An 18,622-nucleotide genomic window follows, 5' to 3' on the forward strand; every position below is an offset into this window, starting at 1 on the left:
CAGCTCAACGCGTCGCTGGCGACTGCTGTGCGTTCTTGAGGATCTGCCTCAGCCGGCTGACCACTTCGGGATGCTGGTCGTAGAGGTTCTGTGTCTCACCGAGATCGTTGGCCAGGTTGTAGAGTTGGCCCCGCGGTCCGTCAGGCGCCGGTTCGACCTTGCTGGGGCGGGAGAAGCCGCCCGAGCCCAATCCGTCAATCAATTTCCAAGGACCTTCGCGTACCGACATCAATCCCGCCGACGATTCCATCACCAGCGAAGTACGTACGGGATTCGAAGACTCTCTGCCAAGCAAAGCCGGTGAAAAATCAAAGCTATCGGGCCCCTCATCGGTCGCCAGTTCGTCGCCGACGATGCTCGCCAGCGTGGCCAATAGATCGGTAAAGCAGACCATCTGATCGCTCGTCGAGCCTGCCGCCACTCTGCCCGGCCAGCGGACGATAAACGGCATGCGGTGGCCGGCCTCCCAGGCATCGCCCTTCATGCCCCGCAGGTCGCCGGCACTATCGTGCTGCCACTTGCGCACATCGCGGTCGTACCACACCGGACCATTGTCGGAACTGAAGATGACCAACGTCTCCTCGGCCATGCCCGCCGTGTCCAGCGCCTCGAGCACGCGGCCGATCATCGCGTCGACCATCTGCATGAAGTCGCCGTATAGGCCGACCTCGCTCTGGCCGGCAAAGTCGGGCGAGGGCAGCCACGGAGTGTGTGGCGAGGGCAGCGCCAGGTACAGCATCAGCGGCTGTTGCGTGTCGCCTGCTGATGCTGCGCGGTGGTGACTCTCGATGATCGATATGGCTTCGTCCGTGAACTTCGGCAGCACCTCTTCCAGTTGCATGTTCTCGGCAATCTTGCCACGACGCCAGAACCGGCCTTGGATGGGCGACCAACCTTCACTCTGGTTCGCCTCGATCGGCACCGTGGGCGGCTCTACCGCCAGTCGATCGCGAATGTAGAAGTACGGCGGAATGTCGGTTGATGCACGAATGCCAAAAAACGAATCGAAACCCACATCCACGGGGCCGCCCGGCCAGGGCTGGCTGTAGGCCCGCTGGTCAAAACCCAGGTGCCACTTTCCCACCATGGCCGTACGATAGCCGTGCTCCTTCAGCAACGAAGCAATGGTGGTTCGCGACGGCTCGATCACGGCCTCCGTGGGCCACCGCGCGACGTTCGTGCGAAATGGGTACCTGCCGGTCATCAGGCCATAACGTGAGACGTGGCACAATGGACCGGCGGCGTGGGCGTCGAGGAATCGCATTCCCTCACGCGCTAGCGAATCAATATTGGGCGTGGCGATGCGCGAGTCGGGGTTGTAGCACCCCGGATCTCCATACCCCATGTCGTCGACCAGAACGATCAACACGTTCGGTCGATTCTTTGCGTCAGCCGCAATCACAGCCTGTGCGTTGGCAGCTAGAACGGCCGCCGTGAAAGCGATCTGGAAAAGTACGTCGCGTCTGGAAGCTCGAACCATTGTTTCGTCGAAGGGGCCACTGTGACTGGGCCGTTCTACTCGCGCCGACACTTGCGCTACGGTAACAGAACGCCTTGGAAGGTTCAGCTTAACACGGAGCCAAGTCAGCAGCAAAGCAACGCCACGAACTCGATGCTAAAGGCCCAGACGGGCGGATTTGCTTTACGGCACACTAAGGTGCCCGACTACTCATCGCATCGAAATAGCGCCTGCACCAGAAGATCGCGCCGCCCAGGCTGCCCAACAATAGCGTGGCCATGGTCGATGGTTCTGGAACGGCAATCTGCGAGAATCCTCCGCCTGGCGCGTCAGTCGATACGGAAATCGCACCGGTGGAATCGAAGTCCGATCGCGCGGCAGTTTCGAAGGCACCGGCCGCGTAGACACTCGTATCGAGCCGCAACTCGATGGCGAACTTGTCGCCTGGATTCAAGATGGCGGCGTTTTCGTTCTGATCGGTGATGTCGATGCGGCGACCTTGGTTGTTGAAGTCCCCTGGGTTGAAGCTAGTGAAGTTGCTCGGCATCCAATCGCCACCGGTGGTGAGCATGCTGAGACTCGTCGTGGCCGCCACGTCCAGCAACGCATCTCCCATGAACAGCGACGTGGTACCGCCCTCCGTGTGCAACAGCGCGGCAAACACGACGCCTGACGTGACATTGCCCAGTGCATCGGTGAAGTAGTTTCCTCCAGCTAGATCACCGTCGATGTGCACGTCGATGTCCAGGTCCACCGGGCCCGTGCCGGTTACCTCGTACTGCGTGATCATGCGAGCGTGGCTGGTGGCAGCCAGATCTCCGCCGCCATGGGTGTTGGGCGCGACACCACTGATCTCGCTGAAGCCGCGCACGAGCGGTCCACCGAGTGCCTCGGACGACAGCGCAGTGCCAGTGGAGAGCGCCAAGTTCAACGTCGGGTTCAGCGGCACGATGGCGTACTGCTGCGCGAACGCGGCATCGGTGACCGGCAAGCTGGGAATGACCACCGTTTCCCACTTGGCGGTGGCATCGGCCTCGTTCAACGGCAGTGGCAGCGCAAGTGCAGTGGAAGAACCGACCTGAGCTACCGCCAACACAGCACAGGCAATGCCAGCACTCGTCATCGAAACAAGCGGTCTAGATGTTTTGGCGTGAATCCCTCGCATTGGATCTACTCCCTGCTGACAGAACGAACTCGCCGCGCGGTACGTATGCTCCGGCGCTCTCAATCAGCCAATCAAGAAGTGCGCGGAGCAACCGCCACAATCGATGGAAAATGGGAGAATAATCGGCAAACGCCCAATAACGCTCGACTACTCGTCCGCGGATGAAAATGCCGCCTGCTCCAGTGGCGGAACGCCCGTCGAGGGATAAGTTTCCGGCGGCTGCAACACGCCCTCCGGCACGGCGACATCCAGGTTGCTGTACGGCGAAGGCACTACCGTTTCCTCCGTAGTGCCCGGCGGCGGAGGAGGCGGCAGGCGGAATTCGCCCAATCGCTCGTTAAACTCCCCATCCGAGTAGTTGGAGTAATCCTGGTAATTGCTGCTAAACCATGAGAATCCAACACTGAAGAACAGGAAATCTTCGCCCCGGTCCTGGTTGGTGAACCAATAGCTGACCGAGGTCGTCAGCCGCCGCCGATGATCGATCCAAAAGTGCATGCCCACTTCGGGAAAGGCCGCCACCACGAACTCGTGCTTTGTGTCGAATATCGCCGCAGCAATGGCTTCTTCTTCCTCGTCGAAAATCGTGTACTCGCGTTGTTCGCCGCCGGCCCATCCCGCGTATGCGCCCACCCCAGCGAAGGGAGCCAGGCGGCTGGGCACCTGCGCTCGCATACTGGTCAACAGTCCCAGCGAAACGGGCCGCTTGCCCTCTTCGTGCAGCAAGCCGGATAGACCGATCCGCTGTTCGAGCCAGGGTTCGGTGTAGCGGAAGCCGCCGATGTCGAACCCGCCCGCGAACGGTTCGTCGCGACCAGCGAACGAGACGTACGCCCCGTGCTTGCCCGCCACATGCCGAGCATCAACCGCTTGCTTGACGGTCTTCAGCGGATCGTCCGTGTGCTCGGGATACTTCCGGCGATAGTCGGCGTCGCGCTTTGCCCATCGCGAGCCCCGGCAGCCAGTCAGGCAAACCGCCACCGTGAGCAGGATGAACAGAGCGAGTCGCATTGTTGGACAACGTGAAGAGCTTGGAGAAGAGGCGCGGGAGTCTACAATCCTTTGCGCCTGCCCGCTAGGCTATCCTCGGCGACGAGAGAAATCCCCACCGCCATTGCCCATTCGGTTTGGGCGAGCGGGGGAGCTCTGGCAAGCTGTGTCGACCGTATTGCCCCAGAGCTAGGAACTTCCTGGCGAAAACTTTCTGAAAGCTCGCGCAGGCCCGCAGGCAGGTGTCTATTTACCTAAGTCATTTTCTTACAACAGCTTAAGTGCTTCACAATTCCTTCATGCTAGCTTTGCCATCGCTTCACACGTCGCCACAACCTGTTGTGTGCTAGCGACTTAGGGAATACAAAGAATTGGATTGACGACCGGCGGTGAGCGCGTATGATTTGGCCTTCAGTCACCCAAATGTTGTAGGGATTAGGGCATCGGATACAATATATTGGGTCGATAACAGGAAAAGCCCCGGTAAGTGCCGGGATTTGAGGCTTCGCCACCAAGATGTAGTGGGGCCTCGCGATAAGTCAGGACGGAGATTGGTGTTAAGCCAGGTGACCTCCAGATTGGCGACCTCGTTGGCCGAATAAATGGCTGCGGGAGTTGTGTACAAATGTTCCGTACGGCGGTATGCTCGTACTCTGCACTTGGACGCCCCTCCCCAACGGACATGGATGCCCCGTTTTCTCGCTTTGCAGAATAGGAGATTCTCTCAATGGCTACTGTCGATACCGGTTTGTCGTCTCCCGCCGCCTCGTCCGCTCCCAAGCGTTTTCATGGCCGGCTGAAGATCGATGCGACCTTCTGCCCCCCAGAAACCGGCGAAGGGGCCACCCCCGATGTGTTCGACACCGTCAATTGGGAGGTTCGCACCTCGCAGATTAAGGGCGAGAACGGCGAAGTGCTGTTCGAGCAGGACAACTGCGAAGTGCCCAGTTTCTGGAGCCAGTTGGCCACCAACGTCATCTGCAGCAAGTACTTCTACGGCGAAGTTGGCACCGAAGAGCGTGAGTACAGCGTCCGGCAGCTGGTGCACCGCGTCACGCGGACCATCACCGACTGGGGCCTGGAAGACGGTTACTTCGCCTCGGCCGCCGATGGCGAGCGGTTCTACCGCGACCTGTCGTGGCTCTGCCTGCACCAGCACGGTGCGTTCAACTCGCCAGTGTGGTTTAACGTCGGCCTGTACCACCAGTACGGCGTGCGTGGCGACAAGTGCAACTGGCGTTGGGATCCCACCACGCAAGATGTGGTGCAGCCCGACAATCCTTACGAATACCCCCAAGGTTCGGCCTGCTTCATTCAGCACGTGTCCGACAACATGGAAGACATCATGCGGCTGGCCACCAGCGAGGCCATGCTGTTCAAGTTCGGTTCCGGCACCGGCACCGACCTCTCCACGCTCCGCAGCAAGCGCGAGAAGCTTTCCGGCGGCGGCATTCCTTCCGGCCCGCTCTCCTTCATGCGGGTGTACGACCAAATTGCCGCGGTGGTAAAGAGCGGCGGCAAGACCCGCCGCGCCGCCAAGATGCAGTCCATCAAGGTCTGGCATCCGGACGTGATGGAGTTCATCGAGTGCAAATGGAACGAGGAAAAGAAGGCTCAGACCCTGATTGCCAGCGGCAAGTACGAAGCCAACTTTAACGGCGAAGCGTACAGCTCGGTGATGTTCCAGAACGCCAACTTGTCGATCCGCGTTACCGACGACTTCATGCAAGCGGTGGAGAAAGACGAGAAGTGGACCACTCGCTGGGTGACCGACAACACCACCGAGGGCCCCACTTATCAGGCTCGCGAGGTGCTGAATCGGATGGCCGATTGTGCCTGGCACTGTGGCGACCCCGGTGTGCAGTACGACACCACGATCAACACCTGGCACACCTGCCCCAACAGTGGCCGCATCAATGCTTCGAACCCTTGCAGCGAGTACATGTTCCTCGACGACACGGCCTGCAACCTTTCGAGCATCAACCTGATGAAGTTCCGGCAGAAGGACGGCACGTTCGACTGCGATCGCTTCATGGCCGCTTGCCGGTTGTTCTTTATCGCCCAGGAAATTCTGGTCGACCACGCCAGCTATCCCACGCCACACATCGCTCGCAACAGTCATCTGTTCCGTCCGCTGGGTCTGGGTTACTCGAACCTCGGCGCGCTGTTGATGTCTGGCGGCAAGGGTTACGACTCCGACGTAGGCCGTGGCACCTGTGGCGCCATCACCGCCATGCTGCACGGGGCTGCCAACCTGACCAGCGCCGAGCTGGCCGAGGCCGTGGGCACGTTCGACTGCTACGAGGAGAACGCCCAGCCGATGAACCGCGTGATGCAGATGCACCGCGACCAGGTCGACAAGATCGACACAGCCTGCCCCGACTACCTGGTCGGTGCCGCCCGCACGGTGTGGGACGAAGTGCTGGCCGCCGGCGCGGTGCATGGTTTCCGCAACGCCCAGGCCACGGTGCTGGCCCCCACCGGTACCATCAGCTTCATGATGGACTGCGACACGACCGGCATCGAGCCCGACATCGCGTTGGTGAAGTACAAGCAGCTTGCCGGTGGCGGCATGCTGAAGATCGTCAACCGCACGGTGCCGCTGGCCCTGGAGACGCTGGGCTACAGCCAGCCGCAGATCGAGTCGATCCTCGCCCACATCGATCGCGAGGATACCATCGAAGGGGCGGTCGACCTGGAGGAAGAGCACCTGCCGATCTTCGACTGTGCGTTCACCCCGTCGGGTGGTACGCGGAGCATTCCTTGGAAGGCCCACATCAGCATGATGGCCGCCGCGCAGCCGTTCCTCTCCGGAGCGATCAGCAAGACGGTCAACATGCCGCGTGACACCACCACCGAAGACATCGCCGAGGCGTACTACGACGGTTGGCGGCTGGGTCTGAAGGCCCTGGCCATCTACCGCGATGGTTCGAAGGACAGCCAGCCGCTGAACACCAAGCGGAACGATCCGAAGGCCATGGAAGAGGCCGCCATCGGCAAGCCTCGCCGCGAACGCCTGCCCGACACCCGCGACAGCAAAACGCACAAGTTCAGCGTCGCCGGCCACGAAGGGTACATCACCGTTGGCATGTTCCCCGATGGCCGTCCGGGTGAGTTGTTCATCACCATGGCCAAAGAGGGTTCGACGATCGGCGGCCTGATGGACGCCTTCGGCACCAGCGTGTCGATGAGCCTGCAGTACGGCGTGCCGCTCGAGGATTACGTGCGAAAGTTCTCCCACATGCGATTCGAGCCGCAGGGTTACACCAAGAACCCCGACATTCGCATCGCCAAGAGCCTGATCGACTACATCTTCCGTTGGCTCGGCAATGAATTCCTGCCTGGATACAGGGAAGCCACAAATGGCTCCGCGCCGGGTGACAGCGACGCGGGCGGGAAGCTTGCCGGGGCCAGCAGTAAGGATGACAGTCCCACCGAGATCAAGCCCGTCGCCAAGAAGGATGGCGGGCAAGCTGCGGGCACTGAGGCCCAAACCGTCGAGAGCACCAAAGCCAACGGTCTCGCCAATGGTCATACCAACGGTGGTTCGTCTAATGGCAATGGCTCTGCCAAGGCCATGACCGAACTGAGCGCCAAGCTGCTCGAGCGAGCCGGTGCGGTGATGCCCGACGACCTCGAGGCCCACAGCACCCGCAGCGAACAGTTCGCCGGTTTCCAGACCGACGCCCCCGCTTGCGAAAACTGCGGCAGCATCACTGTCCGCAACGGCAACTGCTACCTGTGCCACAACTGTGGCAACAGCATGGGATGTAGCTGAGAGGCGATCGGCTAGATATGAGCCTACGAAGATTCATGGAGGTCTAGGTTAGTATGTCGTCAGTATCGTCGGATATGCTCTCGCAACTATGGATTCAGCACGTCGAATCAACACGTGCCGTGCTGGACAACCACTTGCGTCGTCTTCCTAACGATCCAACGGCACAGCAGGAGTTCGAGAGATTCAAAAAGCTTCCAACTCCAGCGAATCACATGAAATACCTGCAACGACTTTCAGTTTCGTCGGCACTGGCAGCGTCATGGAATCGAAGGCGAGCCGCCAGCCCCTAACCCCTCCCACCACGGGCTGCTGGTAACAGGATGTGTGGGGCATCAAGGACGCCCGCCAGCAGCCGTTTAAAACTCAATCGATGCCCCCCTGAACGCATCGCCCGATGGTCGCACTGGAGGTGACTTGAGGGCGGTGCGTTTTTTTTGTGCCCATAAAGTCACGACCGTTGGTCGCGGAGAGACTTGGCCCACGAATTTCGTGAATGACAATTGCAGCTCCGAAGGAGCGAAACATGCCAGCCCGGGGCAAGCACCGGCGAGGCACGAGCCGAAGCGCCGCCCCGGGTTTGGAAGCAATCTCATCCTTCGGCTGAGCGAGCGATGATCCATCGGCCGGAGCGTGGCCGAGGCCGAAAGTGAACCGGGGTTTGCTGTCCCAGGTCTCTTTAGTTGTTAGTCGCGGACCGCGTGGCGGTCCGGCTGGGGAGGAGACGATCCCGCCAAGATTCCCTCAAGCACGTCGAATGCCCCTGTTGTACGATCCTCCGCGCCGCCAAATGAGTGGAAGCTATGATGCCCGACGTCAAACCACCCTGCAGCGAATCGTCCAGCACCACTGCGAAGCCGCTGCGGTACAGTGTCCGCTGGTTGCTGGGCTTAATCACCATTGTGGCCATGATCGCCACGGTGTTTCACTGGATTCCCTTCGCCTGGTGGTATGTGGTGGGTGCGTCCGTCTGGTTATTGGCCGAGCTCGCCAGCATGGCCTACGATTCTTACCGCGGAATCGCTCGGGCGTTGGGGACGGAGGATCTCGACGAATAAATGCCCGCGCCCCGGCATCTGCAACCGGGGTTCGTAGCGTCGAAGTCTTTGCTGGCGTTGTTCTCTACAGTTCTAGATCCGTCCATTGCGGCTGGACCGCCCTGCCCTACTACGGTTGTGTTACGATAGCAGGCAGCCCCACTGTCGTTGATCCCGCGATCAACGGCCAACGAGCCTTCCCTCCGCGGACTGGTCTGATGCAGCTACTCACTTCCATCCTCACTGCAACACTTCTTTGCACCTGTAGCTTCCTCCAAGCTCAGAACCCTGATCTACAGCAGCAAGCGACCGCGGCCATGAAGCGCGCCGGCGACTTCTATCACCAGCAGGTCGCGTCGCATGGCGGATACGTGTACTTCTACTCGCTCGACCTTGAGCAGCGGTGGGGCGAAGGCCAGGCCACCAAGGATCAAATCTGGGTGCAGCCGCCGGGGACACCGACCGTGGGGTTGGCGTTCCTCCGCGCCTACGAGGCCACGGGCGACGACGACTACTTGCAGGCGGCCACCGCGGCGGCCGAGGCCCTGGTGTACGGACAGCTCGAGTCGGGCGGGTGGACCAACTGTGTCGACTTCGATCCCCACGGCGCTCGTACGGCCGACTATCGCAATGGTCGTGGCCGCGGCAAGAATAACTCGTCGCTCGACGACGGCCAGACACAGTCGGCAATTCGCCTATTGGTAGCAGTCGACAAGGCCCACGACTTCCAGCATGACGCGATCCATGAGTCGGCCCAAATCGCGCTCGACGCGCTGCTCGACGCGCAGTTTCCTAATGGGGCGTTCCCCCAAGTCTGGACGGGGCCGGTCGAGCCGCAGCCGATCGTGCCGGCGAGCTATCCAGACTACGATTGGCGCACTGAGGGCCGCATCAAAGAGTACTGGAACATGTACACGCTGAACGACAACGTCTGCGGCTACGTCGCCCGGGCGCTGATCGATGCCCATCGGGTGTATGGCGACGAGCGTTATCTCGACGCGCTCCGCAAGCTGGGCGATTTTCTGATACTCGCGCAGATGCCCGAACCTCAGCCCGGGTGGGCACAGCAGTACAATTACCAGATGCAGCCGATCTGGGCCCGCAAGTTCGAACCCCCGGCCATCGCCGGCGACGAGTCGCAGGAAGCGATCGAGACACTGTTATTGATCACCGAAGCGACGGGCGATCCCAAGTACGTGAAGCCTATCTCCCGGGCACTCGCATACCTTGATCGCTCGCGACAGCCCGACGGCCGGCTGGCGCGGTACTACGAGCTCCAGACCAACGAGCCTCTCTACATGACGCGAAGCAGCAAACAATACGAGTTGACCTACGACGACACCAACCTGCCCGACCACTATGGCTGGAAGATCGAATCGCAGTTGAAGCGACTGAGTAACGGATTCAGCATCTTGCGAGTTTACGAAGCAATGCAGGGCATCGACCGTCCGAAGCCAAAATGGGGCAGGAATACACCGGTAACAGAAGACGCCGTCCAGCAGATCCTTGCCGATCTCGACGAGCAAGGCCGCTGGGTCAGCACGCACGACGGCCAGCGGCTGGTCGGTCAGCCGAAGATACCGCTGGGGGGCGAGTACCTGTCGAGCGAACGCTTCAGCGAAAACCTGACAACCTTGAGCGAGTACCTGCAGACGCTGAAGAAGAGAGAAACGGTGAGATGAATGCGGTAAGGTCGAGTTTCTGGCAGCTAAGCCCGAGGCTTGCGCCTGCGGCTCACCTAAGTGCCGAGGCCAGACTTCTGCCCCCCTGCCCCGGTACCCGAATCTGACAAATTCTCTGTGCGGATCGGCCCACCGGAGCTCCGAGTCGGTAGAGAAGGCTTGACGGGCGTTGCTGCAAAAAACATACTCGAATTTGCGTGCCAAGGCATCTCCAGACGACTGCCCAGGAACTGGGCCTTCGGCGCCGCGACTGCCCCTGCCTGCGTCAGTGTATGCGCAGTCGCGAAGGTTTCGGTTCCGGCCGAACCCCCGTGAGTCGTCCTGTTTCTATTAGATGAGTGACCTTGGCCATGATTACTACGTCTCGAAGTCTACCCCGTCTTTCCGTTGCCGTGCTCGCGGTGGCAGCATGCCTCGCCCACACGGCCTCCGCCGAAACGGACTACGCCAAACTGGCGAGCCCGTTGATCGGTACCGACTCGGAATTCCGCTTCTCGAACGGCAACACCTACCCAGCCGTGGCGGCGCCGTTCGGCATGACCTTCTGGACCCCCCGTACCGGAGATGAAACCGGCTGGATCTATCAATACGGCAAGGACAAGCTTCGTGGCTTCCACGCCACGCATCAGCCGAGCCCCTGGATGGGCGACTACGGCAACTTTGGCATCATGCCTTTTGTGGATGGACCAACCGGCGGGGCGCTGCCTTCGTCGAAGTTCTCGCACGACACCGAGGAATCGAAGCCGTACTACTACGGCGTAACGCTCGAAGACACCGACATCCGCGCCGAGATGACCGCCACGACGCGGTGCGCCGCGATGCGTTTCACCTATCCCCAGGGCGCCAACGCCTGGGTGCACTTCGATGCCTACGGGGCGACCGACTTCGACGTGGATGAGGACAAGGGCGAGATCCGCGCCACGGGACGATTCAACCGCGGCGGTGTGGAGGGCGACTTTGGTTGCCGGTTCCTGGCCAAGTTCAACTGCAAAATCGCCGACGTCGAACGCTCGGGCGACCGCCACTGGATCGCCGTGAAGCTCGATCTGGGCGATAAGACCACGGCCGATCTGGTCGTCGGCAGCTCGTTCATCAGCTTCGACCAGGCTCAAGTGAACCTGGATCGCGAAATCGACGACAAGTCGTTCGACCAGGTAGTGGCCGACGCTAAGGCGGAATGGAATAAGCGGCTCTCGGTCATCGACATCGAAGGCGCCACCGACGAGCAGATGGTTACGTTCTACTCCAACATGTACCGGGCGCTGCTCTTCCCCCGCATCCTTTACGAGTTCGATGCCAATGGCGAGATGGTGCACTACAGTCCTTACTCGGGCAAGGTCGAACCCGGCGAGATGTACGCCGACAACGGTTTCTGGGACACCTTCCGCGCGGTCTATCCGCTGCTGAGCGTGGTCGATCCCGAGATCAACGCCTCGATGGTTCGTGGCTGGATTAACGCCTACAAGGAAGGTGGTTGGTTCCCCAAGTGGGCGAGCCCCGGTTACCGCGACTGCATGATCGGCACGCACGTCGAAAGCGTGGTCGCCGACGCCCTGTGTAAGGGCATCACCGACTTCGACCTGCAAGCTGCGGCCGACGCGTCGATCAAGGACGCCACCGAGTTCAGCGACAACGGTGCCTACGGCCGTAAGGGTCTGCGTGAGTACATCAACCTGGGTTACGTCGCAAGCGACCGCACCGGCGAGGCCACCGCGCGAACGCTGGAATTCGCCTACGACGATTGGTGCGCCGCCCAGGTGTGCAAGGCGGCCGGTCGCGACGACGTGGTTCCGATGCTGCTGGAGCGGGCTCAGAACTACCACAACGTGTTCGATCCCGAGGTCGGTTTCATGCGTGGCCGCGAGGCTAGCGGCAAATGGCGGCCCGACTTCAAGGCCGACGAATGGGGCGGCCCGTTCACCGAGGGCAGTTCCTGGCACTATAGCTGGAGCGTGTTGCATGACTTGCCCGGCTTGATCCAGTTGATGGGTGGCGATCAGGCCTTTGTCGACAAGCTCGACGCCATGCTGGCGGCCGAGCCAACGTTCGACGTCGGTCACTACGGTGGCGTGATTCACGAGATGACCGAAATGGTCGCCTGCAACATGGGCCAGTACGCCCACGGCAACCAACCGGTGCACCACGTGCTGTACCTGTATAACTTCGGCGGCCAGCCCTGGAAGACGGCCGCCCCCGTCCGCAAAGCGGTCGACACGCTGTACGGCGCCGGCCCCGATGGATACTGCGGCGACGAAGACAACGGTCAGATGTCGGCCTGGTACGTGTTCAGCACGTTGGGTTTCTATCCGGTTTGCCCCGGCAAGCCTGGTTACGTGTTGGGAAGTCCGCGGTTCGCCAAAGCGACGATCCACCTGCAGAATGGCAAGGACTTTGTCATCGAAGCCGACGGCAACTCCGACGAGGCCATTCACATTCAAAGCATGACGCTCGATGGCAAGCCTGTAACGCGATCGTGGATTTCGCATAACGACATCACCTCGGGCGGCGTGCTGAAGCTCGAGATGGGCAAGGAGCCGAACAAAGAGTGGGGCAACGACCCCGCCGATCGCCCGTTCGGCGACTTTGCTGAGTAAACCGACCGATCGCGTCCCGCGCGGCAGGATCCGCGCGGGACGATCGATCCTATTTCGCTCTTTTCAAGGTGGACAATCCGAATGAATCTCAAAACCCTGCCGATTCTCCTGGCGTTCTTGTTGATGGGCGTCGCCGATGCGATGGGACCTTTGTCCGAAGCGGTCGGAAAGAACTACCAGCTCTCCACGGTGGTCGCCACGCTGATGGCTTCTGCAGTGTTCATCGCGTTTGCCGTGTTCAGTGTCCCGGGCGGATGGCTGGCGGCGAGAATCGGCAAGAAGAAAGTGTTGCTACTCGGCCTGGGACTCAACACGCTGGCCGTCGCGGTGCCTGCCTTCACCACCCCGCCCTACGCCCTGCTGCTGGTGTGTGTGTTCTTTCTGGGCGTCGGTACCACCTTCCTGCAGGTGGCCGGAAACCCGATCATGCGCGACGTTAGTGCCGAGGGCAAATACAGCCGCAACCTTGCCCTGGCTCAGGGCTTCAAGGGGGTTGGTAGCGTTAGCGCGAACTACCTGCCCGTGCTGGTTGGCTCCATTGGCGTGCTGGCGGTCATGGGTTGGCGAGGTGCGTTCCCCATTTACTTTGGCCTGATGGCCATCGCCTTCGTGCTAGTGGCCATGATGCACATCGACGAAACCAAAGCGGACGAACCGCCCGGAATTGGCGAATCGTTGGCCCTGCTGAAGAACCCCGTGTTCGCCCTCGCGGTGCTCGGCATCTTCCTGTACGTGGGGTCCGAAGTCTGCATGGCGACATTCCTCAAACCCACCCTGGAAGCATTCGATATGTCTCCCGACCGAGCCAAGCTGCTCGGCACCGTGATGTTCTTTGGCTTCCTGGCGTTCGGCCGTATCGTTGCCGGTTCCATCAATATCAACCCGCATTTGTTCTTCCGGCTCTCCGCCCTGCTCGGCCTGGCAGGCAGTGGGTTGGTGATGACCGGCGACCAGACGCTTACCCTGATCGGCGTCGTGCTGGGCGGGCTAGGTTTCGCCAACATCTGGCCAATGCTGTTCTCCATCACGGTGGAAGAAAAGCCCGAACGGGCCAGCGAACTCAGCGGTCTGATGTGCATGGCCATCGCCGGTGGCGCATTGGTACCCCAGGTGATGGCAAAGTTGATCGACAATGGCATGGCCCACTCGCTGGCATTCATCGTGCCGGTGATCTGCTTCGTCTACCTCACGATCCTTTCGTTCCGCAGCAAACCCAAACCGGCCGCCTAACACCCGGCCGCTCTCCCAAGGCGATAATCCATGGACACAAAGAACGACCAAACGGTGGTCCTCACGCTCGACGCCGGGGGCACCAACTTTTCCTTTGCCGCCCTCCGTGGTGGCAAGCAGGTGGGCGAGTCGGTAGTGCTGCCGGCTGAGGCCAACGATCGCGACCGCAGCCTGGCGAACATGTTCGCCGGTTTCCAACAGGTGGCCGATCAGGCGGGCGGCCCGGCGCGGGCCATCAGCTTTGCCTTCCCCGGCCCGGCCGACTATCGTCGCGGCGTGCTGTACAACGTCGGCAACCTGCCGGCCTATGCCGGTGGGGTGCCGCTGGCCGACATCCTGTCGGAGAAATTTGGCATCCCGGTCTTCATTAATAACGATGGCGACCTGTTCGCCCTGGGCGAGGCCACCGCCGGCCTGCTGCCCGAAGTGAACGCCAAGCTCGAGGCCTCCGGCAGCCTGCAGCGTTACCGCAACCTGATCGGCCTGACGCTCGGCACCGGCTTTGGCGGCGGCATCGTGCTCGAAGGCAAGCTGCTGCAAGGCGACAACTCGATGACGGGCGAGGTGTGGCTGCTCAGGCATGGTCTCGCACCGAACGTGAATGCCGAAGAGGGCGTCAGCATTCGTGCCGTAACCGGTGCGTACGCGGAAGCGGCTTCCGATCCGCAGGCCAGCGAGCGCACGCCGCACGACATTGCTCGCATCGCTCAAGGGGAACTCGAAGGCGACGCGGCGGCCGCCCGCGAGGCGTATGCCCGGCTCGGCCGCGTGCTGGGCGACGCCATAGCGAACCTGGTCACCTTGCTCGACGGCATGGTGGTGATCGGTGGCGGCCTGTCCAAATCGCACGAGCTGTTCATGCCGGCGCTGCTGGAAATGGTCAACAGCCCCTTCTCCGACCAGCCCGGTGCGCAGCCGCGGCTGGTGCAACACGTGTACAACCTGGAAGATCCGGCCGACGCCGAAGCGTTCTACAAACCGGCGCCGCTCTCCGCCAGCGGCGAGCCCGAGTACCTGCCCCGCACGGCCGTGGGCATCTCGCGACTCGGCGCCAACGAGGCCGTCGGCCTGGGCGCCTATGCCGTGGCAGTCGCGGCGCTGGAAACTTCGAACACCTAAACGCACTCCAAGAGTCAATCTTAGCCGTAATACGAGGCATCACGATGAACACCCTTCGCATCACAATGTTGGCAGTTCTCCTTGTCGCGCTCACCGCCCTGCCCTCTCAGCTCGTCGCCCAGGAGACCAAGTTCGAGTCGAAGCGACCGCCGGAAAGCGAGCGGTGCTTCACCAGCCCGACGATCGAGAAGACCATCGCCGACGTGAAAGGTCGCATCGCCGACTCTGAGCTCGCCTGGATGTTCGAGAACTGCTATCCCAACACCCTCGACACGACCGTCGACTACGAGGTGATCGACGGCAAGCCCGACACGTTCATCATCACCGGCGATATCGACGCCATGTGGCTGCGTGATTCCACGGCTCAGGTCTGGCCCTACATGCCGTACATCAAGCAGGACGAGAAGCTCCGCAAGCTGGTCGAGGGCCTGGTTCGCCGGCAGACCAAGTGCGTGCTGCTCGATCCGTACGCCAACGCGTTCTACAAGGACATGACCCGCGAGTCGCACTGGAAAGACGATCGCCCCACCCCCATCGACGGGGTGCACGAGCGGAAGTGGGAGATCGATTCGCTGTGCTACACGATTCGCCTGGCCAACGAGTACTACCAACTGACGGGCGATGCCTCGATCTTCGATGAGGATTGGCAGCGAGGCGCGAAGAAGATCGTCGAAACCTTCCGCACCGAGCAGCGCAAGAATGGCACTCCGTTTCGGTTCATCCGCAAGACCGACCGCATGCTCGACGCCCCGCCGTTCGATGGCACCGGTCGCCCGGTCGAGCCGGTGGGCCTGATCGCTTCGGCCTTCCGCCCCAGCGACGACAGCACGCTGTTCCCGTTCCTCATCCCCTCGAACCTGTTCGCCGTGCAGTCGCTCGGTCAGATGGAGACCATCTTCCGCGACGTGGTGGGCGATGAGGAGTTTGCCGACGAGTGCCAGGCGTTGGCCGATGAGGTGCAGACGGCCATCAACAAGTACGCCAAGGTGAATCACCTCGACTTCGGCGAGATCTACGCCTACGAAGTCGATGGCCATGGCAACAAAGTGTTCTGGGACGACGCCAACGTGCCGAGCCTGATGTCGCTAGCGTACCTCGGCGTGCACAAGCCGACCGACCCCATCTACATGCGGACGCGAAAGTTCCTGTTGAGCGAGAACAACCCGTACTACTTCCGCGGCACCGCCGCCGAAGGACAGGCGAGCCCGCACACCGGCAAAGTCCGCATCTGGCCGATGGGTATCATCCTGCGGGCGATGACCAGCACCTCGGACGACGAGATCACGCAGTGCCTGACGATGCTGAAAAACACGCACGCCGGCACCGGCTTCATGCACGAAGCCTTCAACAAAGACGACCCGCAGGACTACACCCGCGACTGGTTCGCCTGGGCCAACACGCTGTTTGGCGAGCTGATCGTGAAGGTCGACACCGAACGCCCGGAACTGCTCAAGCAACCGCTGGAATAGCAGCTTGCCGCACTCCGACAGTGGAGCGGGAGCCCGGTACCCCGCTTCACTGCTCGAGCATCGCGTCAAACCAGTTTTTCGAACTCGATTGTTTGTTCATCTGCCGGTACGGCACCAGCGTCGAGTCGTAGTACGCGCGGAAGTACTCGAAGTTGCTGTTGTAGCGGGTCATGCCAGGGCGGTCGAAACGCTCCTGGTATTCGTCGAACGTCCCCAGATCGTCGGTAATCCAGTTGTAGTAGGTATCGCGGCCGTGCGGGCTCTTGGGCAGGGGGTTCTCGACAAAGAACTCGCGCGTCCGCTCCAGGGCCTCGAACTCGAGCTTCACGCAACCGTTGGCGTATCCCTCGCCGTCGATGCTGCCATCCAGGGCCTCATGCATCAGCTTCTCGAAGCCATCGGCGTTGCCCAGGTTGTGCAGCTCGAAAACCACCATGGTCCACTTGTCGACCGGCGTCGCGTCGCTGCCGCCGGTGATCGACACGTACGGCGGGTAACCATGATAGGGCGAAGCATGCTCGGCCGGCCGGCCGCTCTGCGGCGAGTTGCCATTCCAATACACACGCTGGCCGAAATGGTCGCCGTTGAAGGCCTCGATCACCCAGCCGTATACCGGATGCGAAGCATCGATCACGCCCCGCATGTCGGGCCGGTCGTCCAACAGTTGGGCCAGTTGCCGCTCGCCGAAGGTGGTAATGACCGGCTTGGCCACCACGGTTGGCACCGGTTGCGACCGAGGCGTGGCTGCCAACTCCGACGCGACGGGCGATGTGGGGGCCGACTCCGACGCAGCAATCGGTGTGGCAGTCGACTCCGCCTCGCGACACCCGGCCGCCGCCAGGGTCGACGCCACCGCGATGAGCACGCCACAACTACCCCTGCGCAAAAGAACTTGCGAAAACAGCATCCTCAATTCCCCAACAGTAAGAACAACTATCGCCTGATGTAAGCTTATTCGCTGCGGCACCAAGATGCAAAGCGTTTCGTCACAAGGTCGAGGGTTGGGGAATACTCAGGGAAAACTGGCAGCCCCGCTAGGGAGCCGGATATGCGGGGCGCGAGCGCTAATTGCGAAGTAAACCGCCTCCGCAAACGGCGAGGCCGCGGGGCGAGTGGTCCTCGGCGTGTCTTGCTTGGGCAGGATAGATACTGAGTCTACCTTGCTGAGATGACGTACACCGCCGGGAGTGAGAAAAGGCCGAAGCGACTGAGGTTGGGCACACCGCGGGGAGTTGGAGAGGTGTACAAGCCGCCAAACGTCACCGTTCACTGGTCCGCGGCGAACGACATTGATTTCAATTACCGCGCGACCTGCGGCTGCGTGTGGAACGGTTCGTTGTGCAGCACCTTGCGCATCAGATACACCCGACATCAGCCGTGCAATGAGTTAGCCAAGTGCCAACCCGACACCGCAGTGGGACGCAAACACCGCTCCGATTGTTATGCCTGGGAGAACAGTGCCTTTAGGGCTCAAGTCGATATTCAATCCAGGTACTCTGTAGCTTATTTCAACAGCAGTTATCGGCAGAGTGATGTCGCCGAGAAACCCTTCAGCTTTGGGAATGCGACGGGCGAATTCCCGAGCGCCATCGATTTCGTAGAATTCGATTCGCATTCGCTCCCCGGTTGGATATTCGATTTTCAAAGATCTTGCGGATGGAGGGCATTCAATATCTTCTTCCCCGCCAACGTTAAACCATTCATTGTCGCGCATATACGCTCTTTGCTCTCCTGAATTGCCCAGCAGCGTAAAATTGAGCAGCAAGTAATCCTTTGGATCGCGATTGAACCAGATGATCGGTATTTCACGAATTTGGAGTACTACCGCTGTTTCGAAGTAGAAGCCGCCTCCGATCACGGCCAGGATTCGATTTCGCATCCAATTGAATTTACCGACGACCTGCGACGCGTTGCCTTTTCCTGATTCTTTGAAGCTGCGAAGCTGCTCAATAGTGAATGCTCCGTTGTCAGCTTGAATATGGTGTTCCCGACAAAGAGCGATCATACCATTCGGATCATGATGTTGTTTCTCTTTCCATGGAGGGTCGAAGTGATGCCACTCCAGGTACGGGAGCCCACAACCTTGAACAGGGCATCCAAAC

At 60.9% G+C, this 18,622-nt stretch carries 12 protein-coding genes; 7 read left to right on the plus strand and 5 right to left on the minus strand.

The genetic code is table 11. From position 1 onward, the window contains the following. Positions 1–4 precede the first annotated feature (4 nt). The 3 genes from NG895_RS08545 to NG895_RS08555 all read right to left on the minus strand — a co-directional run bounded on the left by NG895_RS08545 (position 5) and on the right by NG895_RS08555 (position 3,635). The gene (locus NG895_RS08545) at positions 5–1,480 is read right to left on the minus strand and encodes a sulfatase family protein (RefSeq protein WP_252852060.1); all 1,476 of its coding nucleotides are present in this window, start codon (positions 1,478–1,480) and stop codon (positions 5–7) included. A gap of 172 nt (positions 1,481–1,652) precedes the next feature. Continuing rightward, the gene (locus tag NG895_RS08550; RefSeq protein ID WP_252852061.1) at positions 1,653–2,624 is read right to left on the minus strand and encodes a PEP-CTERM sorting domain-containing protein; all 972 of its coding nucleotides are present in this window, start codon (positions 2,622–2,624) and stop codon (positions 1,653–1,655) included. Between the two features lie 147 nt (positions 2,625–2,771). Then, positions 2,772–3,635 carry a hypothetical protein gene (locus NG895_RS08555; RefSeq protein WP_252852062.1) on the minus strand — a complete coding sequence of 288 codons (864 nt, stop codon included), beginning with the start codon at positions 3,633–3,635 and terminating at the stop codon, positions 2,772–2,774. Positions 3,636–4,341: 706 nt separating this feature from the next. Here NG895_RS08555 and NG895_RS08560 point away from each other — a divergent pair. The 7 genes from NG895_RS08560 (at position 4,342) to NG895_RS08590 (ending at position 16,520) form a co-directional block, all read left to right on the plus strand. Continuing rightward, entirely contained in the window at positions 4,342–7,392 is a 3,051-nt protein-coding gene (locus NG895_RS08560; RefSeq protein WP_252852063.1) for a vitamin B12-dependent ribonucleotide reductase, read from the plus strand. A gap of 803 nt (positions 7,393–8,195) precedes the next feature. Next, entirely contained in the window at positions 8,196–8,447 is a 252-nt protein-coding gene (locus tag NG895_RS08565) for a hypothetical protein (RefSeq protein WP_252852064.1), read from the plus strand. Between the two features lie 197 nt (positions 8,448–8,644). Next, positions 8,645–10,108, plus strand: coding sequence for a pectate lyase (locus NG895_RS08570; RefSeq protein WP_252852065.1), 1,464 nt, complete (start codon positions 8,645–8,647; stop codon positions 10,106–10,108). Positions 10,109–10,458: 350 nt separating this feature from the next. Further along, positions 10,459–12,702, plus strand: coding sequence for a GH92 family glycosyl hydrolase (locus tag NG895_RS08575; RefSeq protein WP_252852066.1), 2,244 nt, complete (start codon positions 10,459–10,461; stop codon positions 12,700–12,702). A gap of 81 nt (positions 12,703–12,783) precedes the next feature. Next, positions 12,784–13,932: an MFS transporter gene (locus NG895_RS08580; protein WP_252852067.1), complete on the plus strand. Its 1,149-nt coding sequence runs from the start codon at positions 12,784–12,786 to the stop codon at positions 13,930–13,932. Positions 13,933–13,962: 30 nt separating this feature from the next. After that, positions 13,963–15,051: an ROK family protein gene (locus NG895_RS08585; RefSeq protein WP_252852068.1), complete on the plus strand. Its 1,089-nt coding sequence runs from the start codon at positions 13,963–13,965 to the stop codon at positions 15,049–15,051. Between the two features lie 44 nt (positions 15,052–15,095). Then, entirely contained in the window at positions 15,096–16,520 is a 1,425-nt protein-coding gene (locus NG895_RS08590; RefSeq protein ID WP_252852069.1) for a glycoside hydrolase family 125 protein, read from the plus strand. Between the two features lie 46 nt (positions 16,521–16,566). On the opposite strand, the gene NG895_RS08595 is transcribed toward NG895_RS08590, so the two are convergent. Further along, on the minus strand, positions 16,567–17,427 hold the full coding sequence (locus tag NG895_RS08595; protein WP_252852070.1) for a precorrin-6A/cobalt-precorrin-6A reductase family protein: 861 nt from the start codon (positions 17,425–17,427) through the stop codon (positions 16,567–16,569). A 480-nt stretch (positions 17,428–17,907) separates the two neighbouring features. Then, positions 17,908–18,525 carry a hypothetical protein gene (locus NG895_RS08600; protein ID WP_252852071.1) on the minus strand — a complete coding sequence of 206 codons (618 nt, stop codon included), beginning with the start codon at positions 18,523–18,525 and terminating at the stop codon, positions 17,908–17,910. Between the last annotated feature and the right edge of the window lie 97 nt (positions 18,526–18,622).

Origin of the sequence: Aeoliella straminimaris (assembly GCF_024054565.1) — a bacterium.
Classification (GTDB): Bacteria; Planctomycetota; Planctomycetia; order Pirellulales; family Lacipirellulaceae; genus Aeoliella; species Aeoliella straminimaris.

Coding starts and splice junctions, on each gene's coding strand:
- NG895_RS08545 (WP_252852060.1), bottom strand. CDS start 1,480: ATGGTTCGAGCTTCCAGACGCGACGTACTTTTCCAGATCGCTTTCACG.
- NG895_RS08550 (WP_252852061.1), bottom strand. CDS start 2,624: ATGCGAGGGATTCACGCCAAAACATCTAGACCGCTTGTTTCGATGACG.
- NG895_RS08555 (WP_252852062.1), bottom strand. CDS start 3,635: ATGCGACTCGCTCTGTTCATCCTGCTCACGGTGGCGGTTTGCCTGACT.
- NG895_RS08560 (WP_252852063.1), top strand. CDS start 4,342: ATGGCTACTGTCGATACCGGTTTGTCGTCTCCCGCCGCCTCGTCCGCT.
- NG895_RS08565 (WP_252852064.1), top strand. CDS start 8,196: ATGCCCGACGTCAAACCACCCTGCAGCGAATCGTCCAGCACCACTGCG.
- NG895_RS08570 (WP_252852065.1), top strand. CDS start 8,645: ATGCAGCTACTCACTTCCATCCTCACTGCAACACTTCTTTGCACCTGT.
- NG895_RS08575 (WP_252852066.1), top strand. CDS start 10,459: ATGATTACTACGTCTCGAAGTCTACCCCGTCTTTCCGTTGCCGTGCTC.
- NG895_RS08580 (WP_252852067.1), top strand. CDS start 12,784: ATGAATCTCAAAACCCTGCCGATTCTCCTGGCGTTCTTGTTGATGGGC.
- NG895_RS08585 (WP_252852068.1), top strand. CDS start 13,963: ATGGACACAAAGAACGACCAAACGGTGGTCCTCACGCTCGACGCCGGG.
- NG895_RS08590 (WP_252852069.1), top strand. CDS start 15,096: ATGAACACCCTTCGCATCACAATGTTGGCAGTTCTCCTTGTCGCGCTC.
- NG895_RS08595 (WP_252852070.1), bottom strand. CDS start 17,427: ATGCTGTTTTCGCAAGTTCTTTTGCGCAGGGGTAGTTGTGGCGTGCTC.
- NG895_RS08600 (WP_252852071.1), bottom strand. CDS start 18,525: ATGATCGCTCTTTGTCGGGAACACCATATTCAAGCTGACAACGGAGCA.